Annotated in this window: 26 protein-coding genes; 8 read left to right on the top strand and 18 right to left on the bottom strand. The window is 70.3% G+C overall.

Annotated elements, in window-relative coordinates; genetic code table 11:
- Positions 1-53 precede the first annotated feature (53 nt).
- The 7 genes from Q8S40_RS01090 to Q8S40_RS01065 form a co-directional block, all read right to left on the bottom strand.
- A complete protein-coding gene (locus tag Q8S40_RS01090; protein ID WP_305668946.1) occupies positions 54-893 on the bottom strand; it encodes a phage capsid protein in 840 nt (279 codons plus the stop codon).
- A gap of 128 nt (positions 894-1,021) precedes the next feature.
- The gene (locus Q8S40_RS25130; protein ID WP_371136785.1) at positions 1,022-1,189 is read right to left on the bottom strand and encodes a hypothetical protein; all 168 of its coding nucleotides are present in this window, start codon (positions 1,187-1,189) and stop codon (positions 1,022-1,024) included.
- Entirely contained in the window at positions 1,186-1,752 is a 567-nt protein-coding gene (locus Q8S40_RS01085) for a capsid assembly protein (protein ID WP_371136784.1), read from the bottom strand. The genes Q8S40_RS25130 and Q8S40_RS01085 overlap by 4 nt, the downstream gene beginning before the upstream one ends.
- An 8-nt stretch (positions 1,753-1,760) precedes the next feature.
- Positions 1,761-3,194, bottom strand: a complete 1,434-nt coding sequence (locus tag Q8S40_RS01080; RefSeq protein WP_371136783.1) for a portal protein — start codon at positions 3,192-3,194, stop codon at positions 1,761-1,763.
- A gap of 5 nt (positions 3,195-3,199) precedes the next feature.
- Positions 3,200-3,445, bottom strand: coding sequence for a hypothetical protein (locus Q8S40_RS01075; RefSeq protein ID WP_305668945.1), 246 nt, complete (start codon positions 3,443-3,445; stop codon positions 3,200-3,202).
- A 174-nt stretch (positions 3,446-3,619) separates the two neighbouring features.
- Positions 3,620-4,075, bottom strand: a complete 456-nt coding sequence (locus Q8S40_RS01070) for a hypothetical protein (protein ID WP_305668944.1) — start codon at positions 4,073-4,075, stop codon at positions 3,620-3,622.
- On the bottom strand, positions 4,072-4,497 hold the full coding sequence (locus tag Q8S40_RS01065; RefSeq protein ID WP_305668943.1) for a hypothetical protein: 426 nt from the start codon (positions 4,495-4,497) through the stop codon (positions 4,072-4,074). The genes Q8S40_RS01070 and Q8S40_RS01065 overlap by 4 nt, the downstream gene beginning before the upstream one ends.
- Before the next feature lie 180 nt (positions 4,498-4,677).
- Here Q8S40_RS01065 and Q8S40_RS01060 point away from each other — a divergent pair, with 180 nt between their 5' ends.
- A complete protein-coding gene (locus Q8S40_RS01060) occupies positions 4,678-5,325 on the top strand; it encodes a helix-turn-helix transcriptional regulator (protein ID WP_304808751.1) in 648 nt (215 codons plus the stop codon).
- Positions 5,326-5,386: 61 nt separating this feature from the next.
- Here Q8S40_RS01060 and Q8S40_RS01055 read toward each other — a convergent pair whose 3' ends face one another.
- Both Q8S40_RS01055 and Q8S40_RS01050 read right to left on the bottom strand, forming a co-directional pair.
- Positions 5,387-7,324, bottom strand: coding sequence for a lysylphosphatidylglycerol synthase domain-containing protein (locus tag Q8S40_RS01055; protein WP_304808753.1), 1,938 nt, complete (start codon positions 7,322-7,324; stop codon positions 5,387-5,389).
- Positions 7,321-8,955: a lysine--tRNA ligase gene (locus tag Q8S40_RS01050; protein ID WP_305668942.1), complete on the bottom strand. Its 1,635-nt coding sequence runs from the start codon at positions 8,953-8,955 to the stop codon at positions 7,321-7,323. The genes Q8S40_RS01055 and Q8S40_RS01050 overlap by 4 nt, the downstream gene beginning before the upstream one ends.
- Before the next feature lie 189 nt (positions 8,956-9,144).
- Between Q8S40_RS01050 and Q8S40_RS01045 the strand changes: the two genes are divergently transcribed.
- The 5 genes from Q8S40_RS01045 to Q8S40_RS01025 all read left to right on the top strand — a co-directional run bounded on the left by Q8S40_RS01045 (position 9,145) and on the right by Q8S40_RS01025 (position 16,397).
- Positions 9,145-9,888, top strand: a complete 744-nt coding sequence (locus Q8S40_RS01045) for a carbonic anhydrase (RefSeq protein ID WP_305668941.1) — start codon at positions 9,145-9,147, stop codon at positions 9,886-9,888.
- A gap of 61 nt (positions 9,889-9,949) precedes the next feature.
- Positions 9,950-10,960, top strand: coding sequence for an aspartate-semialdehyde dehydrogenase (locus Q8S40_RS01040; RefSeq protein ID WP_305668940.1), 1,011 nt, complete (start codon positions 9,950-9,952; stop codon positions 10,958-10,960).
- A 78-nt stretch (positions 10,961-11,038) separates the two neighbouring features.
- Complete coding sequence (locus tag Q8S40_RS01035; RefSeq protein ID WP_371136782.1) at positions 11,039-13,834, top strand: ATP-dependent DNA helicase; 2,796 nt, start codon at positions 11,039-11,041, stop codon at positions 13,832-13,834.
- 5 nt (positions 13,835-13,839) lie between these two features.
- The gene (locus tag Q8S40_RS01030; RefSeq protein ID WP_305668939.1) at positions 13,840-15,891 is read left to right on the top strand and encodes a prolyl oligopeptidase family protein; all 2,052 of its coding nucleotides are present in this window, start codon (positions 13,840-13,842) and stop codon (positions 15,889-15,891) included.
- 62 nt (positions 15,892-15,953) lie between these two features.
- Entirely contained in the window at positions 15,954-16,397 is a 444-nt protein-coding gene (locus Q8S40_RS01025; RefSeq protein WP_304808765.1) for a tellurite resistance TerB family protein, read from the top strand.
- A 4-nt stretch (positions 16,398-16,401) separates the two neighbouring features.
- Here Q8S40_RS01025 and Q8S40_RS01020 read toward each other — a convergent pair whose 3' ends face one another.
- Entirely contained in the window at positions 16,402-17,577 is a 1,176-nt protein-coding gene (locus Q8S40_RS01020) for an amidohydrolase family protein (RefSeq protein ID WP_305668938.1), read from the bottom strand.
- Positions 17,574-18,530, bottom strand: coding sequence for a threonine dehydratase (locus tag Q8S40_RS01015; RefSeq protein ID WP_304808769.1), 957 nt, complete (start codon positions 18,528-18,530; stop codon positions 17,574-17,576). Before Q8S40_RS01015 ends, Q8S40_RS01020 begins: the two co-directional genes overlap by 4 nt.
- Positions 18,531-18,608: 78 nt before the next feature.
- Here Q8S40_RS01015 and Q8S40_RS01010 point away from each other — a divergent pair, with 78 nt between their 5' ends.
- Entirely contained in the window at positions 18,609-19,133 is a 525-nt protein-coding gene (locus Q8S40_RS01010; protein WP_304808770.1) for a hypothetical protein, read from the top strand.
- Between the two features lie 153 nt (positions 19,134-19,286).
- Here the strand turns inward: Q8S40_RS01010 and Q8S40_RS01005 are convergent, their stop codons facing one another.
- From Q8S40_RS01005 to groES, 3 genes are all read right to left on the bottom strand, one after another.
- Positions 19,287-19,490 (bottom strand): cold-shock protein, encoded by a 204-nt coding sequence (locus tag Q8S40_RS01005; protein ID WP_168050971.1) that lies wholly within the window; start codon positions 19,488-19,490, stop codon positions 19,287-19,289.
- A 310-nt stretch (positions 19,491-19,800) separates the two neighbouring features.
- Positions 19,801-21,450: a chaperonin GroEL gene (gene groL / locus Q8S40_RS01000; RefSeq protein WP_305668937.1), complete on the bottom strand. Its 1,650-nt coding sequence runs from the start codon at positions 21,448-21,450 to the stop codon at positions 19,801-19,803.
- A gap of 98 nt (positions 21,451-21,548) precedes the next feature.
- Positions 21,549-21,860 (bottom strand): co-chaperone GroES, encoded by a 312-nt coding sequence (groES, locus tag Q8S40_RS00995; protein WP_304814245.1) that lies wholly within the window; start codon positions 21,858-21,860, stop codon positions 21,549-21,551.
- Between the two features lie 293 nt (positions 21,861-22,153).
- On the opposite strand from groES, the gene Q8S40_RS00990 reads away from it, so the two are divergent.
- Positions 22,154-22,438, top strand: coding sequence for an usg protein (locus Q8S40_RS00990; RefSeq protein ID WP_305668936.1), 285 nt, complete (start codon positions 22,154-22,156; stop codon positions 22,436-22,438).
- On the opposite strand, the gene Q8S40_RS00985 is transcribed toward Q8S40_RS00990, so the two are convergent.
- From Q8S40_RS00985 to Q8S40_RS00970, 4 genes are all read right to left on the bottom strand, one after another.
- Positions 22,425-22,961 (bottom strand): hypothetical protein, encoded by a 537-nt coding sequence (locus tag Q8S40_RS00985; RefSeq protein ID WP_305668935.1) that lies wholly within the window; start codon positions 22,959-22,961, stop codon positions 22,425-22,427. The two genes, Q8S40_RS00990 and Q8S40_RS00985, sit on opposite strands and share 14 nt — an antisense overlap.
- 51 nt (positions 22,962-23,012) lie before the next feature.
- A complete protein-coding gene (gene ubiM, locus Q8S40_RS00980; RefSeq protein ID WP_305668934.1) occupies positions 23,013-24,191 on the bottom strand; it encodes a 5-demethoxyubiquinol-8 5-hydroxylase UbiM in 1,179 nt (392 codons plus the stop codon).
- A gap of 56 nt (positions 24,192-24,247) precedes the next feature.
- Positions 24,248-24,925: a TVP38/TMEM64 family protein gene (locus tag Q8S40_RS00975; RefSeq protein WP_305668933.1), complete on the bottom strand. Its 678-nt coding sequence runs from the start codon at positions 24,923-24,925 to the stop codon at positions 24,248-24,250.
- Positions 24,926-24,928: 3 nt separating this feature from the next.
- A partial coding sequence (locus tag Q8S40_RS00970) for a glycosyltransferase family 2 protein (RefSeq protein WP_305668932.1) occupies positions 24,929-25,682 on the bottom strand: 754 nt, incomplete at its 5' end.

Here is a 25,682-nt window from a genome sequence, read left to right as displayed (position 1 = left end):
ATGTTAAGTGTGGCGGGTCCCTCTCCCCCGGGTGGGGGAGAGGGTTGGCCGGGCTATTCCGCCGCGCGCATCCGTACGACACCAAAGTCGTCCACCAGCGCCGCGCCCTGGCTCATCATGTTCGAGACGAAATGCGCCGCGCGGTCGCCATGCCAGGTGATGTCGGTCTCGACCTCCGCCGCCGCGGCGTGGCCGATGGCGGTGCGGTGGTAGAAGTAGCAATGCCGCAGCCCGCCCGAGAGCGTGAGGCCGGAATGCGGCATCCACATCGCACCCAGCCAGCGCTTCGCCTGGCTGCCCTTCCACGGCAGCGCATCCTCGCCGATGTATTCGGAGGAGGCGAATTCCTGGATCTCCAGCAGCTGCGACCACTGCTTCCAACCGACCACGGCGTAGCGGCCGCCATCATCCGGCACCTCGGCCGCGCCCATCATCTCGAAGGCCAGCAGCACCTTCGCCTTGGTCAGGCCATCGGCATCCGTGGTGCCGGCCGCCGTGCCGATGGCTTCGCGCGTCGAGGCATCGAGCGCCGCGATGATCAGCTCATCCGTCTTGCGGCCCAGCGCATAGGCGCCGGCATTGGCCACGACGGTGCGTTCATCCACATTGGTCTTCAGCTCGTCCAGCCGGTCGATCCAATCGCCGGCGTAGTAGTCCTGCAGCACGCATTCGACCTGCGCGTGTTCCAGGTTCATCACCGGCACGGAGCCATGGCGCGTCTTCGCCGCGGCAATGCCCTTGCCGACCTTCGGGAAGAAGGTGCTGGTGCCGGTCACGCCGGTCTTGGAGCGCACGGTGGAGCGCAGCTTGCTGCCCTGGCGCTGATAGGCCTCATGCACCTCGGCCTGGAACTGGCGGGTGAAGACGGCGTCGATCTGGGTGGAAGCGGACATGCGATTTCCCTGTCAGGAGAGGAGGTTTTGCGAAGCGGCCGCGCGCGCCGGTTCCCCGCGATGGGCCGGTGGCACGGCTGAAGCCCGCAGCCCGCCAGCGGCGGGTTGCCTGCGGGAAAGGGGGGACGCTACTCGCCGACCAGGCGCCGGAAGCCGTCCGTCACGCGCTTGACGAAATCCGGCTCCCGCGTGCGCCAGTAGCGTGGGTCGCGCATCATCTTGCGCAGCTCTGCCTCATCCGGCCCGGCCTCGGCCTGCGCGTCGCGGGACAGGGAAGGCTCCTTGCCCTCCATCATCCGGTGCAACGCCACCACGCCATCGGCGGTGAGGACAGCGCGGTAAACACCGCCTCCGGCAGATGCGCGCGGCCCCAGGCATTGATCTGCGTGGCGATGCGGCGGAAGCGGTCCTCGCCACCGAAATGCGCGCGCAGCTTCTCCACCTGCCGGCCAGCCTCGAACTCGGCGGCGGCTTCCGCGATCAGCGGCAGCAGGCGTTCGGCCGCCAGGTCATAGACCAGCTGCACCTGGCGCGGATTGAAGCCGGCCTCGTGCAGGCGCTGATTCACCGTGGAATCCGGAGTCAGCAGCTCATTTGGCGGCGTCACCTGGTATTCATCCGCGCTGTCCGGAATGCCCAGCGCACGGCGCCAGCGCATGCGGTCCTCCTCCGGCGCGTCATCGCCCGGCGGGGCGAAGCGCTGGGACAGGCGGCGCTCCAGCTCGATGTAGGATTTCAGCAGCGCATCCACGCGCAGCGCGCCCTTCGCCTCGTCCCAGAATTTCTCCGGCACCTCCGGCGGGCGGGTCGCGCTGTTGCGGGGGTTTTCCGTCGCGGCGTCGAGAAGGTTGTCGGACATGCCGAGGCTCACTCCTGGTTCTGGGGGATGGGTGCCGTCACCGGCCGGATGATTTCCGCCGGCGCGCCGAGGGTGCGGGCCAGCCAGCGGGCGGCGGCCGGCGCGTCCAGCACCGCCGCCGCCTCCGCGCCCAAGCCTGCCGCCGCTTGCAGGAACAGCAGCGTGTCGGAGGCATCGGCCCGCGCCTGCACACGGGCGAGCGGCGAGGCGTAGACCAGCCGCGCCTCCTGCCCATCGGCCCGCAGCGCCGGCACTTCGCCGCGCCGGCGCAGCACGGAAAGGCAGCGCGCCACCAGCGGCGACAGCAGTTCCGCCTGCAGGCGGCCATAGATCGCGCCGAGCAGGCGGACCGAGATGGCGCTGCGTTCCGTCACCTCCGTCGCCGTCATGCCGGCCTTGTCGGAAGCTGCGATCCGGTCGGCCAGCAGCGCGCCGCGGATGCGCGCCCGCAGATCCTGCAGGATGAGCTGCGAGACATCGAAATTGCCCGGCGCCGCCAGCGGCGTGAGGCCAGCGGAGCCCTGCGCCTTCGGGATGATGGCGCCCGGCACCAGCCGCACGGTGGCCGGGTTCAGCACGCCGTCATCCTCCGCCTGCCAGATGCCGGTGGCGGCGATGGAGGCGTTCTTCAGGATCAGCTCCACCACCTTGTTGGCGGTGCGGATATCCGGCAGCGCCTTGGCCACGGGGCCGCGGCCATAGGTCTCGCCCGGCACCTTCAGCCAGCGGAACGCGATGAAGGGGTTTTCCGAAAAGCGCCCCTCGGCAAGCAATTCCGGCGACCCCTCCCCGCCATCCAGCACCACGGCGAAGCGGTGGCCGGCGCGGGCATCGGGCCACACGGCTTCCACCACGCGCAGCAGCGGCGGCTCGGCGTGGACATCCTGCTTCGGCAGCGCGACCAGCGCCGCCGGCCAGCGGGCGCGGATTTCGGCCGCGGTCAGGCGGCTGGCGCGGAACACCGTGTCCAGCCGGCCGGAGGCGCCTTCCTCCAGCACCGCCTCCCGCAACGGCACGGCGGTGAAGCGCAGCGCGGAGGTCTCGCCGGGCGGCGCTTCCTCCACCAGCAGCACGGCGGTGCCGGTGACCACCAGTTCGAGAAACGCCTGGTGCAGTTCCAGCCCGAAATTGGAACGGTCGAGATGGCCCTGCAGCGTCTCCGCCGTATCCTCCAGCAGCCGCGCCGCTTCCTGCGCCGCCGGGCCTTCCGCCATGCGACGGGCCGGAGCCAGGCCGAACCAGCGCGACCAGGGCGGCGCCAATTCCGCCAGCAGGGACGCCGCGAGCTGTTCCGCCGCATCGGCTGCCGTCGCATCGAACAGCGGCGCGGCGTTGGCGGACGGCAGGGCGTGGTCGTAGCAATCCTGCCACCGCCCCTCCAGCGGCCGGCGCCGTGCGGCGGCGCGGGCGTGGCGGGCGAGGATCTGTTCGGGTGTCATCATGTCGCTCACTCGCCCAGCAGGCTTTTGCGCACGGCATTGCTGGGCGCGGGGGCCAGCACGCCGCGGGCGGAGGTGGCGATGGTGCCGGCCAGGCCGCGGCGGGCGCGGCCCAGCGCCCGCTGGCGGGCCTGGCGCGCGGCATCCTCGGCCGAGGCCTCGGTAGCGACGGCTTTCTCAGTGGCGGCCTGGACCGCATTGTTGGTGTCCGTCGCGGTCACGACCGGCTTCGGCGCCTGGAACAGGCCACCCATGCGCGCTTCCTTCGGATCGGGTTGGCTCCCGCGGCCCGGGCAAAAAAAGACCCGCCCGGCGAGGCCGGACGGGTCTGAGTTTGGGGGACCGGGAGAGGAGGGTGCCGTGGGACGCAAATCGCCCCGTGGCAGGGGTTTGATAGGCCGGGTTTTCCAGCCTGTCAATATTTATTCCTATTTATCCTGAATATTTTCCTTCTCCACGCCGCCGAGCGCCCGGAACAACTGGAACGGCGTCCAGGCCCTCGGCCCATCATGGCCGAGCAGCGCCTGGCACAACGCCACGCAGGTGAAGGGGGCGAGGCTCGGCAGGCGCTGCGGCCGCGGCGCGCCAGGCGTGAAGGGGCCGAGCACCCGCAGGCCGGCGCGGCGGTAGAAGCCCGGCAGGTCGAAGCTGCCCTCCACCGGCAGGCGCGCCACCAGCAAGCGCCCCGAAAGCGGCTCCAGCACCGTCCAGCCGGCCTCATCGCCCAGCGCGGCGAAGCAATGCCGGAAGCCGGGGCGCAGCGGGTGCAGCCAGGGCTGGTCGGCCACGCCGCCGAAGGCGATCCAGACCTTCTGGCCAGCCTCCTCCGCCGCCCGGCGATGCGCCAGGCGGCGGGTGGAGAGGGACTCGGCGGTCCCGGTCATGCCACGCGCGCCCGGAACGGCACCACCTCGGCCTCCTGCATCCCGCGCGGCGGGCCGCTGACGATGCCCTTGGCCCGCAATGGGAAATCAAGCCGGTCCATCGCCTCCCGCCACAGCCGCAGATCGCCGGCTTCCTGCGGGATGCGCGGGCTTGGGGATTCATGCCTTTCTCCCCAGATACGCATGATGCGGGCATGGGCGAGATCGATGCGGCGCTGGCGGTACAGCCGGTCGAGGCATTTCACCACATCATCCGGCTCACAGGGCCGCACCACCAGGCCACGGCCGGCGCCGATACGCGCGCCGTCGCGCCGGGCGGTCAGCGCGGCCATGGTCCAGAACCAGGCATCCTCGGCGGAAGCGAAGGGTTGCGCGCGGTCCATGCTGGCAAGGACGGGGGCGCGGCAGGGGGCGATGGACATGGAGCGGGGGGTCCTCTGCGGGTCTGTGCCTGAACAAAACAGGAACAAAGACCGCTTAACCTGTTCCACCCGAGGTTGCAAGGATATCGTTCCTATTGCATCGCGACTCGAAACCTAGGATGTGCCACCCAGGACGCGGCGCTATGCCCGCCGCCTTCCGATTCGAGGATTGCCTTGGCGATGCGGCATGAGGATATCTGGCGGGCGATCGATGCGCTTGCCGCCGAACACGGCCTCTCCGCCTCCGGCCTCGCGCGCCGGGCGGGGCTGGATGCCACAGCCTTCAACCCCTCCAAACGGACCGGGGTGGATGGCCGCGCGCGCTGGCCCTCCACCGAAAGCGTCGCCAAGGTGCTGTCCGCCACCGGCACGGGGTTCGAGGCCTTCGCCTCCCTCGTCACCGGCGCCCCGGCCCTGTCGCGCAGCGGCCGCGCCGCCATCGCCCGGCGCATCCCGCTGATCGGCCTGGCGCAGGCGGGTGGTGATGGCTTCTTCGACGATGGCGGCTACCCGGTGGGCGGCGGCTGGGACGAGATCTCGGTGCCCGACGTGCCGGACCCCAACGCCTACGCCCTGGAGATCAGCGGCGAGAGCATGGAGCCGGTGTTCCGCGACGGCGACGTGGTCATCGTCTCCCCCGGCGCGCCGGTCCGCCGCGGCGACCGCGTGGTGGTCCGCACCAGGCAGGGGGAGGTGATGGCCAAGGAATTGCTGCGCCAGTCTGCGCGGCGGGTGGAACTCGCCAGCCTGAACCCGGCGCATCCGAACTACAGCTTCGATCTGGCGGAGCTGGCCTGGATGCACCGTATCATCTGGGCGACGCAGTAAGTGGCCGCTTGAGACGCCGGCGGCGGAGGACCCGCGGGCGTTCCCGAACCGCCACCAAGGCTCAGCGCGAAGGCAGCAGCGGCGCCAGCGTCTCCAGATCCGTCTCCGCGCGGCAGGCCAGGTAGCGCAGGCCATCGCCCGGCTTCGGCGCGCCGATCGGCAGGGCGGTCAGCCCGATATCGCCATAGACCCGCAGCAGCCCCGGCCCGACGCGCCAGAAGGCGGCGGCCACGCCGGCCCGTTCGCACATATCGCGGAAGCGCCAGATGGCGGAAACGCGGTCCCCCTCCTCCCCGGCCGGATCGCCCAGCGCCATCCAGATGCCGTCGCGCTTGACGAAGGCGAAGCCGGCGCGGCCGGACTCGCCGAAGACCGCGCCATCGGCGATCTCCGGCGCCTCGGCCCCCAGCGCCTTCAGCCGTGCCCGCACCTCCGGCCCCCAGGGTTCCGGGTTGATGCGGGCCGGGCGCAGCAGGCGCACCGCCGCCACCAGCAGCAGCACCGCCGCGAGGCCGACCGAGAAGCGCAGGCTGTCCGGCGACAAGGGGGAGGCAACGACACCCCACCAGCTATCGCCCGCCACCTTGCCGCCATAGCTGACCAGCGCCAGCATCAGCGCGCAAAGTCCCACCACCACCAGCGGCAGCAGCGTGGAGCCGGCCAGCGGTTCCTTCATCAGCCGCGCGGTGCGGTAGAAGGCACTGCGCATCGCCGCCAGCAGGCCGGCCACCAGCAGGAAGGCGCCCCACAGCCACCAGCCATCCTCGCGCAGCCAGCAGATCAGCGCGCCGGTCAGCAGCAGGAAAATGCCGGTGCCCCAGGCCAGGGTCAGCCGCCGCAGCAGCCCATAGCCCATCACCAGCAGCAGCGACCCGATCAGCGAGGCGGCGAAGTGCGATGCCACCGCCGCCTCATACCCCGCCCAGGCCGCCACCGCCGTGTCCCGCGCCGGCAGCGCGCCGACGAAGATCAGCAGCGCGCCGCCGAGGCCGACCAGCCCGGCAATCGCCGGTACCTCCAGCGTATCCGTCACGCCCTGTTCCACGGCGAAGCGCTTCAGCGCGTGGCGGCGCTGCGCGATCTCGAAGCCGGCGAACAGGATGCCGGCCAGGAACAGCGGCACGATGTAGTAGTACAGGCGGAACAGCAGCAGCGCGCCCACCACCTGCGCGGGGGACAGCCAGGGCGCGAGCCCGATCAGGATGGCGCCGTCGAACACGCCGATGCCGCCCGGCAGGCTGGCGGCGATGCCGGCGGTATAGGCCGCGACATAGATGCCGAGGAACCGCAGGAAGGTCAGCCCCTCCGCCGGCGGCAGCAGCGCGTAGAAGATCATCGCCGTCACCGCGACATCGACACTGGCCAGCGCGGTCTGCGCCACCGCCATGCGGAAGCCGGGCAGGTCGATCTTGTGCTTGAAGATCGTCACATGGCTGCGGATGCGCGACAGCGTGACATAGGCGATCACCAGCGCCCACATCGCCAGGCCCACGATCCGCATGGCCCAGTGCGGCACATGGTCACCGAGGCCCGGCACCACCTCCGGCTCCACCAGCAGCACCAGCCCGCCAAGCGCGAAGCCGCCGAGGCCGAAGGTCAGGCTGGTGAAGGCCACCACCTTGGCGATCGCCAGCGGTGGCAGCCCCCAGGCGGCATAAAAGCGGTAGCGCACCGCGGCACCGGAGACCGCGGCAAAGCCCAGGTTATGCGCCAGCGTATAGGCGCAGAAGGACGCCAGGGAGGTGCGCGCATAGCTCACCGGATAGCCGGCATAGACGCTGCCGAGCCGGTCGTAGATGGTCAGCACCGCATAGGCGAGCACCGTCCAGCCGGCGGCAATCCACAGCGTGGCGGGCGAGATCGCGGCCAGAGAGGCGCGGATTTCCGCTACCGAGAGGTTGCGGAATTCCTTCTGCACCACCCAGATGGCGGCAATCAGCAGCAGCACGCCAAAGGCCGCCACGCCATGGCGGCGAAGCAGCCCGCCGAGCTTCTTCACGTGGCGGCGTCGCCGGCGGTGGCGAGGGTGGCGGCTGGGCGGGCCAGCGCCGTCTCGATCAGCCCGATGGTGCCGGCAATGCCGTACAGCGCGACGAAGCCGCCGAAGCGCGGCCCTTCCGGCTGGCCGAGCAGCACCTGATACAGGGCGTTGAACCAGGCGCGGGACACGCCCGGGCGGCCATCCTTGGTCATCTCGATGAAAGGCTCCCGACGGCCCGCATCATAGACCACATCCTGGATCGCGCGGGCCTGTTCATCGGGCGCCAGCAGGTCCAGTTCCGGCTGCCGGGCGCGCAGGGCGGCGACCAGCGCCTCGAAGGCCGGGCGCTCGGCCTCCGTCGCCGGACGGTGCTGCTTGTTGGGCGCGACGCGGTCCCGGTAGTAGGACACCGCATGTTCCACCAGCCGGGCCAGCAGCGGGTGGGTTTCCCCGCTCGCCTCCGGGGCATAGCGGCGCAGGAACCCCCACAGCATCTCCGGCGCATCGGCGTTGATCACGCTGGCCAGGTTCATCAGCATGGTGAAGGACACCGGCGTGCCGGGATCATTCGTCGGCCCGCCCTGGATGTGCCAGGCCGGATTATCCGGCCCCGGCGCCGCGCGCAGCCGGTCCAGGTTCTGGACGTATTCATCGACGGCGCGCGGGATCACGTCGAAATGCAGCCGCTTGGCACGGCCGGGCTGGTTGTACATGAACTGGGCGAGGCTCTCGGGCGGGGCGTAGTGCAGCCACTCGTCGATGGTCAGGCCATTGCCCTTCGACTTGCTGATCTTGCCGCCGGCCTCATCCAGGAACAGCTCATAGGTGAAGCCGATCGGCGGCGCCCCGCCGAGCACCTTGCAGATGGCGCCGGAGAGCTTGACGCTGTCGATCAGATCCTTGCCCGACATCTCGTAATCCACGCCCAGCGCGTACCAGCGCAGCGCCCAATCCGCCTTCCATTGCGCCTTGCAATGGCCGCCGGTGATGCGCGTGCCGTGGCGTTCGCCGGTCTCCGGGTCCACCCACACCAGCAGATCCTGGTCCGGCCGCACTTCCTCCATCGGCACCTGCATCACCACCCCGGTCTTCGGGTGCAGCGGCAGGAAGGGCGAATAGGTGGCGCGGCGTTCCGGGCCGAGCGTCGGCAGGATCACTGCCCGCACCTCCTCATGCCGTTCCGCCATGCGCAGCAAGGCCGCATCGAACCGCCCCGACCGGTAGTAGTCAGAGGATGAGGCGAATTCGTATTCGAAGCCAAAGCGGTCCAGGAAGGCGCGCAGCCGGGCGTTGTTGTGGTGCCCGAAGCTCTCATGCGTGCCGAAGGGGTCCGGGATGGCGGTGACCGGCCGGCCGAGGTGCTGCAGCAGCATCTCCCGGTTCGGCACATTGTCGGGCGCCTTGCGCAGCCCGTCCATGTCGTCGCTGAAGGCGATGAGCCTGGTGTCCAGCCCGGTCAGCTTCTCGAAGGCGCGGCGCACCCAGGTGGTGCGCGCGACCTCTCCGAAGGTGCCGATATGCGGCAGGCCGGAAGGGCCGTAGCCGGTCTCGAACAGCGCCTGGCCCTTGCCCGCGGCTTTGACCCGCGCCTCGACCTTGCGCGCTTCCTCGAAGGGCCAGGCCTTGGCGGCGGCGTATTCGGCGGACATGGCGGATCGGCACCTCATGCAGGTCTGTGCCGCCTTATAGGTGCCGCGTGCGGTCCAGGCGAGGCCGTCTCAACGCCGCCCAAAATTCAGACTCCCGAAGCTATTTCCGCTTAGGTTGAACATGGTCTAGCTTCCTGCCGATTGTTGACACTACGAACTGGCTTCGTCCGGCCGCCGAAGGAACCTGCCATGCCGCCCTGCGCCTGCTGCGCCCCCTTCGCCCACCGCGCCACCCCTTCCGCCGGGCGCGGCCGCCGAAGCTTCGTCGCCGCCCTGGCCGGGCTGGCGGCCGGCGCCGCCCTTGTGCGGCCGGCACGCGCGACCAGCGCCATGCCACCCACCAGCCTGACCCCGGACCAGGCGCTGGAACGGCTGATGCAGGGCAACCAGCGCTTCCTGGCCCAGATGGCGCAGCCCGGCCCCAGCAATCTGGAACGCCGCGCCATCCTCGCCACCGGCCAGGCGCCCTTCGCCGCCGTGCTCGGCTGCGCAGACAGCCGCGCCGCGCCGGAGGTGCTGTTCCAGGCCGGGCTCGGTGACATCTTCGTGGCCCGCAACGCCGGCAACCTGGCCGATACCGGCGCCATCGGCAGCCTGGAATATGCCGTGAGCAATCTGGGCGTGCCGCTGATCATGGTGCTCGGCCACGCCCATTGCGGCGCCGCCGGCGCGGCCGTGGCCCTGGCGCAGCAGCCCTTGGCCCTGCCCGCGCATCTGCGCGACATGCTGCTGCCCATGCTGCCCGCCGCCCTGGCCGCGCTGCGTGCCGGCGGCGACCCGGTGGAGGGCACGGTGCGCGCCAATGTGGCGCTGAACGTCACCCGCCTGCTGACCGAAAGCCCGGTGCTCGCCGCCGCTGCCACGGCCGAGCGCCTGAAGATCGTCGGCGCCTACTATGACCTGGACACGCAGCAGGTCATGCCCATCGCGTGATTGGCCGCGGCCGCGCTTTGCGCTATGCGATCTGCCCCTTTGGGAACAGGAGCAGCGTGTGATGCGTGTGGGTGTGATCGGCGCCACCGGAGCGGTGGGGCGGGAATTGGTGGAGGTCCTCGGGCGGCGTCGCTTCCCCGTGACGAAACTCCGCCTCTTCGCCTCGGGTCGCAGTGCCGGCACGATTATGCCCACGCCCTTCGGCGATACGGTGATCGAGGAATTCAGCCAGGAGGCCGCGCGCGACCTGGACCTCGCCTTGCTCGCCGTCTCCGGCGATTTTGCCAAGAAGCACGCCCCCGGCCTGGTCGCCGCCGGCGTCACCGTGGTGGATAATTCCTCCGCCTTCCGGCTGGAGGAGGGCGTGCCGCTGGTGGTGCCGGAGGTGAATGCGGCGGCCATCGGCGATGCCAGGCTGATCGCCAACCCGAACTGCACCACCGCCATCCTGGTGGTGGCGCTGGCCCCGCTGCACGCCGCCTTCGGCATCAAGCGCGTCATCGTCTCCACCTACCAGGCCGCCTCCGGCGCCGGGGCGGAGGGCATGGTGGAGCTGGAGCGGGAGACGCGGCGCGTGCTGGTCGATGGCGAGAAGGCCCGGAACGAGGTCTTCGCCCATCCCCTCGCCTTCAACGTCATCCCGCACATCGATAGCTTCCAGCCGAACGCCTATACGCGGGAGGAGATGAAGGTCGCCTGGGAATCCCGGAAGATCATGGGCCTGCCCGATCTTCTGATCTCCTGCACCGCCGTCCGCATCCCGACCATGCGCGTGCACGGCGAAAGCGTGACGATCGAGACCGAGCGGCCTGTCACCGCCGAGGCCGCCCGCGCCGCACTCCGCCAGGCCGCCGGCGTGAAGGTGCTGGATGACCCGGCCGCCCTGCTCTACCCGATGCCGCTGACGGCGACCGGCCAGGACGATGTCGAGGCCGGCCGCATCCGCGCCAACCCCGTCTTCGGCGATTGCGGCCTCGATTTCTTCCTCTGCGGCGACCAGTTGCTGAAGGGCGCGGCACTGAACGCCGTGCAGATCGCGGAGCGTATCCCCGCGCTGCGCGTACCGGCCTGAGCGGAAACCTGCCCTTTTGGGCGTGATTATGATGGTTTCGCTCTTTGTTCTTTCGGGTGATGCCGCCACATTGGCGGCATGACCATGCCTCGCCCCACAGCCGAGCTCCGGCAGCCGCGCCTGCTGCTGCCGGACAGCCCGGCGCTGATCGCCGGTTTCGGGCGCGGCACCCTCCTCACCCCGGATGGCGAACTGTTTTCCGGCCCCGCCATCGAGATCGGCCGCCGGCTGCGGGACATGCCGCCGCCCATGGTGGTGCATGCGCCGGCCACGGCGCGCCGCCTGGGCCTCGGCAGCTTCCCGGCCTGTGACCTGCTGGAACTTTTCGCCTTCTGCCAGCCCGCCCGCCCCGCCGCCCCCACGCCGCGCGGCCTGGCCCTGGCGCTGGACCGCGACCCGCCGGCCGATGAGGAAGGCCTCGCCGCGCTGTTGCCGGAACTCGCCACGGCGATGCTCCGCCACCTCGCCGCCGGCCGCAACGCGCCGCTGAACCGCGACGCCGCCGCGCTGGCCGCCAAGCTGGGCGCGGAGACGCATTGGCCCTGGGCCGATTCGGTGCTCGCTGCCCTCGGCCAGCAGGCCCGCCCCTCGCTCGATCCGCTGAAGGTATGGCGCCGCCTGCCGGAATGGGAGGAGGTGGCCCCGCCCCCGCCCCCGGCGCACCACCCCGTCTCCGCCACCGATGCCCGCCGCCGCCTGGCCGAGATTCTCGGCGAGGGCGCGGAGCAGCGCCCACAGCAGGCCGACTATGCCTCCGCCGCCGCCGGCGCCTTCCAGGCGCGGGAGGTGCGCGGCGCGCCGAACCTGGTGCTGGCGGAAGCGGGCACCGGCACCGGCAAGACCCTGGGCTACGTGGCGCCTGCCAGCCTCTGGGCGGAACGCAATGGCGCGCCGGTCTGGATCTCCACCTTCACCCGCAACCTGCAACGCCAGATCGACCAGGAAGCCGCGCGCCTCTACCCCGAGCCCGCCGAGCGCCGCCGCCGCATCGTCGTCCGCAAGGGGCGGGAGAACTACCTTTGCCTGCTGAACATGGAGGAGGCGGTCGGCGCCGCCTCCATGGCCGGGGTGCTGCTGCCGCTGGCGCTGGTCTCCCGCTGGGCGCTGGCGACGCGGGATGGCGATCTGCAGGGCGGCGACTTTCCCGGCTGGCTGACCGAGCTGTTCGGCCCGCACCATGTCTGGCCGCTGGCCGACCGGCGCGGTGAGTGCATCCACTCCGCCTGCGGCCACTACAAGCAATGCTTCGTCGAACACTCCATCCGCCGCGCCCGCGGCGCCACCCTGGTCATCGCCAACCATGCGCTGGTGATGGTGCAGGCGGCGCTGGGCGGCGGCGAGGATGGCAAGCCGCAGCGCCTGATCTTCGATGAGGGGCACCACCTGTTCGACGCGGCCGATGCCGCCTTTTCCGCCGACCTGACGGGCGGTGAAGCGGCCGAACTGCGCCGCTGGCTGCTGGGTGCCGAGGGCGGAAGGTCCCGCGCCCGCGGCCTGTCCCGGCGGCTGGAGGAGCTGATCGGCGACCGCCCGGACCTGCTGCTGCCGCTGGAGGAGGCCCTCCAGGCCGCGCGCGCCCTGCCCGCCCCGGGCTGGCCCACGCGGCTGGCCGATCTCGATGAACCGCGCGGTACGGCGGAGGGGTTCCTCCAATCCGTCCGCCGCCAGGTGCTGGCCCGCGCGAAGGATGAGGAAGCCGGCTACGGCGTGGAATGCGACCTGCACCCGCTGCCGGAGCCCGTGTCCGAGGCCGGCGCCGCGCTGGCCGAGAGCCTGACCCGCCTGAAGAACCCCCTCCAGGCGCTGCATGACCGCCTGGCCGCACGGCTGGAAGATGAGGCGGAGGAGCTGGAGGTCGGCGACCGCATCCGCATCGAGGCCGCCTGCCGCGGCTTGGAACGCCGCGCCCTGATGCCGCTGACCGCCTGGTGCGCCATGCTCGGCACCCTCTCCAGCCCGCCAAAGCCGCCCGGCACGCGCCCCGAATACGTCGACTGGTTCGCGCTGGATCGCCGCGAGGGCCGCGAGGTCGATTGCGGCATGCACCGCCACCACCTCGACCCGACCCAGCCCTTCGCCATGGCCGTCGCCGCGCCCGCGCATGGCGTGCTCATCACCTCCGCCACGCTCCGCGACCATGCCGGCGCCACGGAAGGCGAGGAGGACCGGGAATCCGCCTGGCGCGCGGCGGAGGCCCGCACCGGCGCGGCGCATCTGCCCAATCCCGCGATCCGCGCCGCCGTCGCATCCCCCTTCGACTACGCCACCCGCACCCGCGCCCTGGTGGTGGAGGATGTCAGCAAGGGCGATCCGGCGCAGGTCGCTTCCGCCTATCGCGCGCTGTTCACGGCATCCGGCGGCGGCGCGCTCGGCCTGTTCACCGCGGTGCGGCGGCTGCGCGACGTGCAATCACGCATCGCCCAGCCCTTGGCCGAGCGCGGCATTCCCCTCTACGCCCAGCATGTCGATGCGATGGACAATGCGACCCTGGTCGATGTCTTCCGCGCCGAGGAACATGCCTGCCTGCTCGGCACGGATGCGATGCGGGATGGCGTGGATGTGCCCGGAAGGTCGCTGCGCCTGCTGGTCTTCGACCGGGTGCCCTGGCCGCGCCCTTCGATCCTGCACCGGGAACGCCGCACCCATCTCTCGGAAGGCCAGCCGAAATCCTATGACGACGCCATCGCCCGCCACCGGCTGCGCCAGGCCTTCGGCCGGCTGATCCGGCGCGGCGATGACAAGGGCGTTTTCATCCTGCTGGACAAATCCTGCCCGTCCCGGTTGTTGGCCGGGCTGCCGCCAGGGGTGGTGGTGAAGCGGCTCGGGTTGCGCGATGCCGTGGCGGAAACCCGCGAATTCCTGGCGGAGAGCTGAGACCGATGGATCTGCGACCGACCCTCGACGCGCCGGATGACGACCCGTATCTGTGGCTGGAGGAGGTGGAGGGCGAACGCGCCCTGGCCTGGGTGGCCGAGCAGACCGCCCGCACCCGCGCCCGCTTCGCCGATGACCGCGTGACGGCGGACCGGGAGGCGCTGACGGCGGCGCTCGACCGCCCCGGTCGCCTGCCGCACGTCACCCGCCGCGGGCCATTCCTATATAATTACTGGACCGACGCGGCGAACCCGCGCGGCTTGTGGCGCCGAACCCGCATGGAGAGCTTCCGGTCGGACACGCCAGATTGGGACGTGCTGCTCGACCTCGACGCGCTGGCCACGGCGGAGGGCGCCGACTGGATCTGGAAGGGCGCCACCACTTTGTTCGGCAGCCACGACCGCGCCCTGCTGCGCCTGTCGCGCGGCGGCGGGGATGCGGTGGTGCTGCGCGAATTCGACCTGCCCACCCGCGCTTTCCCGGCCGATGGCTTTCATCTGGCGGAGGCGAAATCCAGCGCCGCCTGGCTGGACCGGGACACGCTGCTGCTGTCCTCCGCGCTGCTCGGCGCCACCACCTCCGGCTACGCCAGCACGGTGCGGCTGTGGCGGCGCGGCACCGACCCGATGCAGGCACCCGCCATTTTCGAGGTGCCGGAAACCAGCATGGGCGCCGGCGCCGGGGTGGACCGGGAAGGCGGGCGGGAGGTCGTGGTCTTCCACGAACAGCTCGGCTTCTACGACGCCCGCATCCATCTCGGCGACCGCAGCGGCCCGCAGCGCGAAATCCCGCTGCCGACGGATGCCCACTACGCCTGGCAGCGCGGCTTCCTCGCCGCCAAGCCGCGCACGCCCTGGACCGTGGCCGGCACCACCTATCCGCCCGACACCCTGCTGGGCATGTCCTTCGACTCCGCGCTTGGCGGCGCGCCGGTGCCGGAGGTGCTGTTCACGCCGGAACCGCGCCGCGCCTTGCAGGGCTTCTTCTGGTGCGACGGCACGCTGGTGCTGCACATCCTGGACAATCTCGAACCCCACTTCGCCCTGCTGACCCCCAGCGCATCCGGCTGGCAGCGGCAGGAGGTGCCCGGCCTGCCGCGCATCGGCGTGGTGGACCTCTGGGCGCTGGACACGGAGGCGGAGGAATCGGACGGCACGCTGCTGGTGATGGCGCAGGACCCGGTGACACCGCCGCAGCTCAAGCTGACCGCCACCACCCCCACCACCCCCGCGCTGCTGAAATCCTCCTCCGCCAGCTTCGATGCCACCGGGCTCACGGTGACGCGGCATGAGGCGGTGTCCTCGGATGGCGTACGCATCCCCTATGTCCAGGTCGGCCCGAAGGACGAAACCGGCCGCGCGCCGGTGCATCTTTCCGCCTATGGCGGTTTCCAGATCTCGCGCCTGCCCTATTACGCCGCGACCTCCGGCCTGCTCTGGCTGCAAAAGGGCGGCACCGCCGTGCTCGGCCAGATCCGCGGCGGCGGTGAATTCGGCACGGCCTGGCACGAAGCCGGGCGGCTCGCCAACAAGGTGAAAAGCCACGACGACTTCGCCGCCATCGCCGCGGATCTGGTGGCGCGCGGCGTGACGGTGCCGGGCCGCATCGCGGCGGAGGGCGGGTCGAATGGCGGGCTGCTGATCGCCAATATGCTGACCCGCTACCCGGAGCGTTTCGGCGCCCTGTTCTGCACCATCCCGCTGATCGACATGCGGCGCTACACGAAGCTGCTGGCCGGGGCGTCCTGGATGGCGGAATACGGCGATCCCGACAAAGCCGACGACTGGGCCTTCATCCGCCACTTCTCCGCCTATCACGCTGCAGAGCCCGGCCGCCCCTACCCGCCCATCCTGCTGGCCACCACCCGGCGCGACGACCGCGTGCATCCCGGCCATGCCCGCAAGATGGCGGCGAAGCTGCAGGCGCTGGGCTACGATGCCTCGCTTCTGGAGCCCGAGGCCGGCGGCCATGGCTATGGCAAGGACAATGCGGAGGTTGCGGCCTTCGCCTCCCTCGGTGCGGCCTTCCTGCGCCGCGCCATTGGATGGGATGTGTAGTGCTTGCCGCTTGACCCGCCGCGCTTGCGGGGCGACCAACGGGCAAAGACCGGAGACCCACCATGCCCAGCCGCGCCGCCGCCCCTGATCTGCAGGTTTCCAGCTTCACCGCGCAGGAAGCCTTGGTTTGCGCCATGGTGCTGATGTCGGTGGCCGATGGACCGATGTCGGACCCGGAACTCGCCATGATGTCGCGCATGGTGCAGGACCTGCCCGTCTTCGCCGATTTCCATTCCACGGATATCGAGACGGTGACGGACACCGTGGCCAAGCTGCTCGGCCGCACCGATGGCCTGGACCGCGCCATGGCCATGCTGTGCGACACGCTGCCGATGCGGCTGCGGGAGACCGCCTATCTGCTGGCCTGCGAAGTCTGCGCCGCCGATGGCGATGCGACGCAGGAGGAACTGCGCTTCCTGCAGGACCTCCGCATCGGCCTGGATCTGGACCGGCTGATCGCCGGCGCGATCGAGCGTGCGGCGAAGGCGCGCTTCCAGGTTATCTGATCGGCTACGAAACCAGCGCCCCGTCCCGCGCCACCACCCTGCCATGGCTGAGGACCAGGCGGCGCGGCGGGGTGGCGACCACCGCCTCCGCCACCGTCTCGGCCTCCACAAGCACCAGATCGGCCCGCGCACCGACCTTCAGGCCGTACTCGCCGAAGCCGCAGCCCTCGGCGGCCCAGTCGGTGACGGTGGACAACGCCCAGGCGATCTCGTCATCGCGCCGGAATTCGTTCTTCAGCCCGACCAGCATGGCCCGCTGCAACATGTCCGGCATGTTGTAGGGGGTCCAAGTGTCGCGGATGCCGTCATTGCCGGCGAAAATTCGCCCGCCCGCGGCCCGCATGGCGCGCACGGATGGCACGGCGCGGGAGGGTGGCGCGGTGGTGGCCACCGCGATGCCGGCCTCCGCCAGTGCCGCAAACAGCGCCGGCGCGCGCGGCACGTCGCCCAGGCAGAAGGCATGGCTCAGCACCACCTGCCCCTGCATGCCGAGCGCCAGCGTCCGCTCGATGGTCAATTCCAGCGCGAAAGCCCCAAGCTCGCCCGGCTCATGCAGATGGATATCCAGCGGCTTGCCGTGCTTCTGGGACAGGCCGAACACCGCATCCAGATGCCCCTTGGGGTCCCGATCGATGCCAGAGGGATCAAGTCCGCCGACGATATCCGCGCCATTCCGCAGCGCCTGGTCCAGCAATTCCAGGGTGCCCGGCCGCACCAGCAGGCCGGATTGCGGGAAGGCCACCACCTGGATGTCCATGGTGCCGCGCAGCTCCTCGCGCAGCGCCACCAGCGCATCGCTATGGGCGGTGCCGATCTCGGTATCCACATCGGCGAAGCTGCGGATGCGCGTGGTGCCGCGGGCGAGAAACGCCCCCGCCAGCCGCGCGGATTGGGTGGCCGGGTCGAAGCCGGACCGCCGCGTGGCGCGTTCCGTGTCGATCCGGTCGATCAGCCGTGGCCCGACCTCATTCACCCACCAGCCCATGCCCCAGCGCGATTTGTCGAGATGGGTGTGCCCCTCGACCAATCCCGGCAGCGCCAGCATCCCCTGCCCGTCCAGCACCGTGGCGCCGGGCGGTGCCGCGAGGCCCGGCCCCATGGCACTGATCGTGATGCCCTCGATCAGCAGGTCGGTGGGCGCGCCCCCCATCGGGCGGCAGTTGCGAAGCAGCGTGGTCATGCGGCGAGCACCCAATCACGAAACAGGTCGAGGTCGATATTGCCGCCGCACAGGATGGTGGCGACCCGCTTGCCCGCCATCCGGTCCTTCTCCTGCATCAAGGCGGCCAGCGGCGCGGCGCCGGCGCCCTCCGCCAGATTGTGGGTATCCTGCCAATAGGCGCGGATCGCATCGGCGATCTCGGCATCGGTCACCGTCAGGATGCGCGCGGCGCCCTTGGCAATGATGGCCAGCGCCGCCGGGTCCGGCACGCGGGTGGCCATGCCATCCGCCAGCGTCTCCGCCCGCGCCGTCGTCACCACCCGGCCGGCGGCGACGCTGCGGGCGTAGGAATCGGCGCCGGTGCTTTGCACGCCGATGATCTCGGTGGGCAGGCCCAGCAGGTCGCGCGCCATGATGCAGCCGCAGATGCCGGAACCGAGGCCGATCGGCACATACAACGCATCCAGCCTGGGTGCGGCGCGAAACAGCTCCAGCGCATAGGTGGCGACGCCGCACACCAGGTCCGGCGCGAAAGATGGCGCGAATTCCAGCCCCTGTTCCGCCGCCAGCGCCATGGCGTGTTCCCGCGCCACGTCGAAGTCATCGCCATGCTCCACCAGCCGGGCACCCTGGGCGCGCATTGCCGCATTCTTCTCGCGGCTATTGCCCTCCGGCACCACGATGGTGACCGGCACGCCCAGCCGCTGACCGGCATAGGCCAGGGACTGCCCGTGATTGCCGCGCGTGGCGGAAATGATGCCCGGCACCCCGGGCCGTTCGCGCTTCAGACGCTCCATGAACACCAGGCCGCCGCGCACCTTGAAGGCGCCGGTGGGCGTGTGATTCTCGTGCTTGACCCAGACCTCCGCCCCCGCGCGCTGCGCCAGCAGCGGCCAGGCATATTGCGGCGTTGGCGGGAAAACCCCGTGGACCAGTCTCGCGGCGGCCTCGAGCGCAGGCAGGTCGAACACGCAATGTCCTCCTTTTGGAAACATCGGCCGGCGGCCTGCGTTCCCTGTGCTGACAGCAGCATAAGGAAGCAGGACGCCATGGCCATCAAGGTGGACAGCAGCCAGTGGACAGGTGAATCCGGCGGCGTGAAGGCCCTGCCGGTGGTTTGGGGCGAATTCGCCGATGAAGCATCCCGCGATGCCGCCGTCGCGCAGCTGCGGGGCGAGGGCATGCGCCGCACGCCCACGACCACGGACCCGAACCCGCCGGTGGACCAGCCGGATGAGAACCCGGAGGAAGCGGACCTGCGCAACCGCCGCCAGCTTGGCGTCGGCATTGCCATGGCGGCAAGCGCCATGGGCGCGGCGGGCCTGGTGGTGGCCACCGGTGGCGCCCTGTTGCCGGCCGTGGCCGCCGCAGCGGCAGCCGGCACCGGCGCGGGCGTGGCCGGTGAAGCGGTCGCGAGCGCCGTCAGCGACACGCCGGAGGAGCCGACCCAGCGCCTGCCGCCGAGCGATGCGCCGGCGATCGGGCTGCGCGCACCGGATGAGGCCACCCAGCACGCCGCGGAATCGACCCTGCGTGAGCTGGGCGCCATCCGGATCGTGGTGGATGCCGACTGAACGCGGCATCGAAAAAGCCGCGAATCGTTCCCGCCGTGGATACATATCGCGGTGGGCAAAAAAGAAGGGCGGGAACCCCCGCCCTGACAGGTAGGCCCTGGGCGTGTCTCCGCCCAAGGGTAGGTTGCGGCAGGACCTGCCGCAGCTTGGCCCCTATAGCGGGCGGAGGTTGATGGCCGCGGCCTTGCCGCGTTCCATCGCCACCTCGTAGGAGACCTTCTGGCCCTCGTTCAGGCCTTGCAGCCCCGCCTTCTGCACGGCCGTGATGTGCACGAACACATCCTTGCCGCCATCCTGCGGGACGATAAAGCCGAAGCCCTTCGTCGCGTTGAACCACTTCACGGTGCCAGTCGCCATGCGAACCGGGCTCCTTCCAGACAAGCTCGCCCGGACGCCGATCGCCCGGGCGGGGCGCCATGCGGCGGCGGAACCTGTGGAGCGGCCCCGGGGTATGGTCCGGAATGCACGGTGAGGCGAGCCGTACGCGATGACCCGGCGAGCATGCTGGCCCGCGTAACAGCGTGTCAAAGGCCTCGAACTGCCGGTCACGGCGTTGTCAGAATTGTGTCTGCATGAAGAAAAAAAAGAGGCGGACCCTGCGGCCCGCCTCCCTTCTTCGGCAAAATCCTGCTCGCAATGGCAGCCGGTTGCCCGGCCGCCAGGGCGATCAGAAGTCCATGTCGCCGCCCATGCCACCCATGCCGCCGCCGCCGCCGCCGCCGGCCGGGGCCGACTTCGCCGGACGCTCGGCCACCATGGCTTCGGTGGTGATCAGCAGGGACGCGACGGAAGCCGCATCCTGCAGCGCCGTGCGCACGACCTTGGTCGGGTCGATGATGCCGGCGTCCACCAGATCCTTGTACTCGTCCTTCTGGGCGTCGTAGCCGTAGGTGTAGGTATCGGTGCGCAGCACCTCACCGGCCACCACGGCGCCGTCCTTGCCGGCGTTCTCGGCGATCTGCTTCAGCGGCGCCTGGATGGCGCGGCGAACGATCTCGATGCCGACCTGCTCGTCGCTGTTCGCACCCTTCAGGGTGTGCAGGTTCGTCGAGGCGCGCAGCAGAGCCGTGCCGCCGCCGGGAACGATGCCTTCCTGAACCGCGGCGCGGGTCGCATGCAGCGCGTCGTCAACGCGATCCTTGCGCTCCTTCACCTCGACCTCGGTCGAGCCGCCGACGCGGATGACGGCGACGCCACCGGCCAGCTTGGCCAGACGCTCCTGCAGCTTCTCACGGTCGTAGTCCGAGGTGGTCTCCTCGATCTGCGCCTTGATCTGCTCGCAACGGCCCTGGATCTCGGTCTTCTCGCCGGCGCCGTCGACGATCGTGGTGTTTTCCTTCTCGATCTTCACCAGCTTGGCGCGGCCGAGCATGGCGAGGGTCACGTTCTCGAGCTTGATGCCGAGATCCTCGGAAATCACCTGGCCACCGGTCAGGATCGCGATGTCTTCCAGCATCGCCTTGCGGCGATCACCGAAGCCCGGCGCCTTGACGGCGGCGATCTTCAGGCCACCACGCAGCTTGTTCACGACCAGGGTCGCGAGCGCCTCGCCCTCGACGTCCTCGGCCACGATCACCAGCGGGCGACCGGACTGCACGACGGCCTCGAGCAGCGGCAGCATCGGCTGGAGCTGGGAGAGCTTCTTCTCGAAGATGAGGAGGTAGGGGTTCTCCATCTCCGCGATCATCTTCTCCGCATTCGTGATGAAGTACGGGGAGACGTAGCCGCGGTCGAACTGCATGCCCTCGACGACATCGAGCTCGGTCTGGATGGACTTGGCTTCCTCGACGGTGATGACACCCTCGTTGCCAACCTTCTCCATCGCCTTGGCGATCATCTCGCCAATCTCGGACTCGCCGTTTGCGGACAGCGTGCCGACCTGCGCCACTTCGGCGGAGGTGGTGATCTTCTTGGTCTTGGCCTCGAGCTCGGCCACGATCTGCGTCACGGCCTTGTCGATGCCGCGCTTCAGGTCCATCGGGTTCATGCCGGCGGCAACCGCCTTGGCACCCTCACGGACGATCGCCTGCGCCAGGACGGTCGCGGTGGTCGTGCCGTCGCCGGCCGGGTCGTTGGTCTTCGAGGCCACTTCGCGCACCATCTGCGCGCCCATGTTCTCGAACTTGTCGGCCAGTTCGATCTCCTTGGCGACGGTGACGCCGTCCTTGGTGATGCGCGGCGCGCCGAAGGACTTGTCGATGACCACGTTGCGGCCCTTGGGGCCCAGCGTCACCTTCACGGCGTCGGCCAGAATGTCCACGCCGCGGATCATGCGTTCGCGCGCGGAGGCGCCGAACTTAACGTCTTTTGCTGCCATGGTGATAAATCCCGTTCAATCCGTTGAGGAAACCAAGCGAAGAAATGGCCGAGCGGCCGGAGACGGGGCGCGGTGTGCTGCGCCCCTTTCCGCCGTCGTCAGGCCGCCTTCGCCACGGAAGGGGTGTCGAGGATGCCCATGATGTCGGACTCCTTCATGATGAGGAGCTCCTCGCCATCGAGCTTCACTTCGGTGCCCGACCACTTGCCGAACAGGATGCGGTCGCCGGCCTTCACGTCGAGCGCGCGGAGCTCGCCCTTGTCGTTCAGCGTGCCGGACCCGACGGAGATGACCTCTCCCTCCTGCGGCTTTTCCTTGGCGGTGTCGGGGATGATGATGCCGCCCTTGCTCTTCTCTTCGGCCGTGACACGGCGAACGAGAACGCGGTCATGCAGTGGACGAAAGCCCATGAGACTTCTCCTGTCGCTTCCAGTGATTGGCAAGCTCTTCCGGAGATAATTGCGGCCAGCGAACCCTACCGGCGCCCGCTAGCACTCCCCCCAGAGGAGTGCCAGCGATGTAGGCCAGCACCCCCGCAACGTCAAGTCTCGGCAGCACTCTCCGAGTGCGAGTGCTAACACCCTGTTTGTGAAGGTTTTTCTTGCAAGGCTGGCCTCCCTCCATGGCATGCTGACCTGCTCCAGGGGTGCCGTTGCCCCCGGGACACGCGCAATGGCCCCAAGCTGGGCCGGGAAGGAGCACGATGGAACTCGCTGGCCTCGAACGCTTCGCAAACCCCGCCGCGGTGCCCGACTGGCGCCTGACCACGGCGGAAATCCTGTACCACATGCCGGACCATCCCGGCCTGCTGCAGACCTTCATCTGGCAGAAGCACGACCTGGCGCCGAGCTTCCCGGCGCTCGGAAAATTCCTGGCCTTCTGGCAGCGCGAGATCGAGGGGCCGCTGCATTCCGTCCGCGTCGCCTCCGCCGCGCTGATCAAGCCGGCGGAGCTGCGCTATGCGGGGGGGCAGTTCATCCTGCACTGAGTTCCGAAGACAACGCCGGCAGGGCCGCGGCCAGCTTTGCCTCGAACTCGCTGGCCCGGCCCTTGCCGAGCACAGTGTTGTAATGCGCCTTCCAATAGGCGCCCATCGCCTGCACATCGCCCGCCGCCGGCAGCACCCCCGGTGCGCGCCGGAAGCGCAGCCGCGCCATCACCGCCGCATAGACATGGTGGTGAACCAGCACCTCCGCCTTCGGCTGGCCGGCCGCGAGGCCTGGCACCGCCCGCACGCGAGCCGTGAGCGCCGGGCGGAAGGCCAGGAAGGTCCGCCAGATATCGTCATGCGTCGCCGGCTCCATCTGGAAATAGCCCAGCGCCGGGCCGCGCGTGCCGTCCCGGTTGGCCAATTGCCGCAGATGCCGCAGGCCGCTTTCCTGCAAGGCGGTGCCGAGCAGCAATTGCCGGACCCCCACCAAGCGATCCGGCGGATCCAGCGCCAGCGCCGCAAGCGCCGGGTCGATCACCTGAGCGGTGAACTTCCCCGGGGTCCAGACGATCTCGGCCATGGCGCGCCTCCCTGCAACGGGATGGCGGCATAACCGACTATAGGAAAATATTCAAGACTTCGTTGCGGCCCGCAACGGCGCCGCATCCATCAGCCCAGCGACGATCGCCCGCCGCACCGGCGCCAGCACCGCCCCCGCCCCGATCAGCGCCGCGCGGGCCAGGCGGGCCGGGGCGCGGTCATCCGAATACAGCCTGGCCACCGCATTGGTCGCGACGAACAGCGGCAGCGTCGCCCGCCGATGCGCGGCCGCATAGCGGAACAGCCCCGTCACAGCGCCCGGATCGCTGGCGCCGCGGATCTCGCCGGCCAGGAGATCGGCGCCCGACAGGCCGAAATTGAAGCCATGCGCCGTCACCGGATGCATCCCCACCGCCGCATCCCCCAGCAGCGCGAAGCGCCGCCCGATGAAGCGATGTGCGTAGGTGGCGACCAGCGGGTACAGATGCCGCGTACCAGCCAGCGTCATCGCGCCGAGCCGCCCGGCATAGCGCCGCGTCACCTCCGCCCCGAAGGCCTCGGGCGTCATCGCCATCGCCGCCTCCGCCTCCGCCGGCGGCAGGGTCAGCACGGCCGAGGACATCGCGCCGTTCAGCGGCAGCATCGCGATGGTCTGGCCATGGCCGAACCATTCGGTCGCAACGCCACCATGCGGCGCCTCATGCGCCACGCGGGCGACGATCATGCTGCGTCCGAAATCCAGCGTGGCCGCGCCGATCCCGGCCAGGCGCCGCGCCTGCGAAAAGCGCGAATCGGCGGCGACCACCAGCCGCGCCGTTACCGCCTCGCCCCCCTCCAGCGTCACGGTGGCACCCTGCGGCGCCAGCGCCAGGCCGGTCACCGCATGGTCGGCGACTAGCCGTGCCTCCGTCGTGGCGGCCACCTGAAACAGGGCGCGGCGGATCAATTGGTTGGGCACCAGCCGCCCGAGCGGCTCCCCCGCCCGCCCCGGCGCGAAGCGCAGCGCCAGCGGGCTGGCGCCGTTCAGCACCTTGGCCTCGCGCAAGGGCGCCGTCTCGGCCATGGGAATGTGGTCCCAGGCACCTAATTCGCGCAGGATGGCCTGGGATCGATGGGTCAGCGCGATCTCCCGCCCATCGAAGGCCGGATCGGCGATCGATGCCTCCGGCGCGCGTTCCAGAAGGGTGACCCGCAGCCCGCTGCCGGCGAGCGCACAGGCCAGGGCAAGCCCCGCGGGGCCGGCTCCGATGATGGCGACATCCGTATCCATGGCCACTCCTTCTCCCGGACCATGTCGGGCGTCCATGATCCGGCGCAAGCCGCGCGTCAGTTTTCGCCGTCCAGCGCCCTGGCGGCGCGATGGCGGCGCAGCAGCACCAGGCCGATGCCGGCCGAGACGAAGAACAGCCCGACGCCGAGCGCCAATTGCCAGGCGCCCTCCACCCGGATGCCCTTGCCGAGCAGCGCGAAGACCACCGTCTGCGGCAGGTAGCCGAGCGCCGAGGCCGCCAGGAACGGCCCCGCCGCCAGCCCGGCCATGCCCCCCAGCAGGTTGAGTGCGAGATTATTCCCCACAGGCAGCAGCCGCAGCGCCAGCGTCGCCTCGAAGGGATTGGCGCGCAGCGCGTCCCGCAGCGGCCGCAGCCGGTGGCCGAAGCGCCCTGCCATGCGGCGTTCCGCCCAATCCCGCCCGAGCAGCCGCGCCCAGGCATAAGATGCCGCGCAACCCAGCAACTGCGCCGCCAGCGCCAGCCCGGTGCCGAGCAGCGCGCCAAACCCATAGCCGCCGAGGAAAGCGATGCTCTGCCGCGGCACGCCGGCGGCGGTCAGCGCGGCGCCGACCAGCACGAAGACCAGCTCGCCCCAATGCCCCTCGCCGCGCAGCTCACGGTCCACCCAGCCCATGCCGGGCACGCCGCCCATCTGCCGCAGCAGCGCGCCGGCAGCCAGCAGCCCGGCGGCCAGCAGCAGCAGCTTGGCCAGCGACTTCCAGCGTTCGGCCATGTCTCAGCCCTCCGGCGGGGCCCAGGGGGGCCGGCTGACCCGTTCGGCCACCGGCCGTTTCCAGCGCCGTTGCAGCCAGATCACGCCGAGCATGTCCGAGATGCTGACCACCAGCCGGTCCAGCGTGCCGTAATTGGACTGCCCGCGCAGCCGCGGCCGGTGGTTCACCGCCTCGCTCACCACCCGCCCGCCAGCGCGCAGCACCAAGGCGGGCAGATAGCGGTGCATGTGGTCGAAGCGCGGCAGTTCCAGGAACAAAGCGCGCGGGAACACCTTCAGCCCGCAGCCGGTATCCGGCGTCGCATCGCCCAGCAGCCGGGCGCGGACCGCATTGGCCATGCGGCTGGTCACCCGCTTCACGCCGCTATCCTTGCGCTGGGTGCGGTGCCCGGCCACCAGCAGGTCGCCGCCGCCACCCTCGGCCCGGGCGCGCGCCCACAAAGCGGGGATATCCGCCGGGTCGTTCTGGCCATCGCCATCCAGCGTGGCGATCCAGGGCGCCCGCGCGGCCAGCACGCCGCTGACCACCCCGGCCGATTGGCCGCAGGAGGATGCATGGCGCAGCACCACGACCGGGTAGCGGGACGCAGCCTCCAGCAGCCGGTCGCGCGTGTCGTCGGTGGAGCCGTCATCGACGCAGATGATTTCGTAGGCGTGGCCGGCCAGCGCCTGCGCGATCTCCGCGACCAGCGGCAGCACATTCGGCCCCTCATTCCGCATCGGGATGACGACGGAGATTGCCGGGGTGGGGGGTGCC

It is taken from the genome of Falsiroseomonas sp. (genome assembly GCF_030695085.1).
Lineage (GTDB): Bacteria > Pseudomonadota > Alphaproteobacteria > Acetobacterales > Acetobacteraceae > Falsiroseomonas.
Note: the sequence above shows the minus strand (reverse complement) of the source record. Positions and strands in the feature narration are given on the sequence as shown.

What these genes read in the sequence shown, in the direction of transcription:
- Q8S40_RS01090 (WP_305668946.1), bottom strand. Translation starts at nt 893, where the DNA reads ATGTCCGCTTCCACCCAGATCGACGCCGTCTTCACCCGCCAGTTCCAG.
- Q8S40_RS25130 (WP_371136785.1), bottom strand. Translation starts at nt 1,189, where the DNA reads ATGATGGAGGGCAAGGAGCCTTCCCTGTCCCGCGACGCGCAGGCCGAG.
- Q8S40_RS01085 (WP_371136784.1), bottom strand. Translation starts at nt 1,752, where the DNA reads ATGTCCGACAACCTTCTCGACGCCGCGACGGAAAACCCCCGCAACAGC.
- Q8S40_RS01080 (WP_371136783.1), bottom strand. Translation starts at nt 3,194, where the DNA reads ATGATGACACCCGAACAGATCCTCGCCCGCCACGCCCGCGCCGCCGCA.
- Q8S40_RS01075 (WP_305668945.1), bottom strand. Translation starts at nt 3,445, where the DNA reads ATGGGTGGCCTGTTCCAGGCGCCGAAGCCGGTCGTGACCGCGACGGAC.
- Q8S40_RS01070 (WP_305668944.1), bottom strand. Translation starts at nt 4,075, where the DNA reads ATGACCGGGACCGCCGAGTCCCTCTCCACCCGCCGCCTGGCGCATCGC.
- Q8S40_RS01065 (WP_305668943.1), bottom strand. Translation starts at nt 4,497, where the DNA reads ATGTCCATCGCCCCCTGCCGCGCCCCCGTCCTTGCCAGCATGGACCGC.
- Q8S40_RS01060 (WP_304808751.1), top strand. Translation starts at nt 4,678, where the DNA reads ATGCGGCATGAGGATATCTGGCGGGCGATCGATGCGCTTGCCGCCGAA.
- Q8S40_RS01050 (WP_305668942.1), bottom strand. Translation starts at nt 8,955, where the DNA reads ATGTCCGCCGAATACGCCGCCGCCAAGGCCTGGCCCTTCGAGGAAGCG.
- Q8S40_RS01045 (WP_305668941.1), top strand. Translation starts at nt 9,145, where the DNA reads ATGCCGCCCTGCGCCTGCTGCGCCCCCTTCGCCCACCGCGCCACCCCT.
- Q8S40_RS01040 (WP_305668940.1), top strand. Translation starts at nt 9,950, where the DNA reads ATGCGTGTGGGTGTGATCGGCGCCACCGGAGCGGTGGGGCGGGAATTG.
- Q8S40_RS01035 (WP_371136782.1), top strand. Translation starts at nt 11,039, where the DNA reads ATGACCATGCCTCGCCCCACAGCCGAGCTCCGGCAGCCGCGCCTGCTG.
- Q8S40_RS01030 (WP_305668939.1), top strand. Translation starts at nt 13,840, where the DNA reads ATGGATCTGCGACCGACCCTCGACGCGCCGGATGACGACCCGTATCTG.
- Q8S40_RS01025 (WP_304808765.1), top strand. Translation starts at nt 15,954, where the DNA reads ATGCCCAGCCGCGCCGCCGCCCCTGATCTGCAGGTTTCCAGCTTCACC.
- Q8S40_RS01020 (WP_305668938.1), bottom strand. Translation starts at nt 17,577, where the DNA reads ATGACCACGCTGCTTCGCAACTGCCGCCCGATGGGGGGCGCGCCCACC.
- Q8S40_RS01010 (WP_304808770.1), top strand. Translation starts at nt 18,609, where the DNA reads ATGGCCATCAAGGTGGACAGCAGCCAGTGGACAGGTGAATCCGGCGGC.
- Q8S40_RS01005 (WP_168050971.1), bottom strand. Translation starts at nt 19,490, where the DNA reads ATGGCGACTGGCACCGTGAAGTGGTTCAACGCGACGAAGGGCTTCGGC.
- groL (WP_305668937.1), bottom strand. Translation starts at nt 21,450, where the DNA reads ATGGCAGCAAAAGACGTTAAGTTCGGCGCCTCCGCGCGCGAACGCATG.
- groES (WP_304814245.1), bottom strand. Translation starts at nt 21,860, where the DNA reads ATGGGCTTTCGTCCACTGCATGACCGCGTTCTCGTTCGCCGTGTCACG.
- Q8S40_RS00990 (WP_305668936.1), top strand. Translation starts at nt 22,154, where the DNA reads ATGGAACTCGCTGGCCTCGAACGCTTCGCAAACCCCGCCGCGGTGCCC.
- Q8S40_RS00985 (WP_305668935.1), bottom strand. Translation starts at nt 22,961, where the DNA reads ATGGCCGAGATCGTCTGGACCCCGGGGAAGTTCACCGCTCAGGTGATC.
- ubiM (WP_305668934.1), bottom strand. Translation starts at nt 24,191, where the DNA reads ATGGATACGGATGTCGCCATCATCGGAGCCGGCCCCGCGGGGCTTGCC.
- Q8S40_RS00975 (WP_305668933.1), bottom strand. Translation starts at nt 24,925, where the DNA reads ATGGCCGAACGCTGGAAGTCGCTGGCCAAGCTGCTGCTGCTGGCCGCC.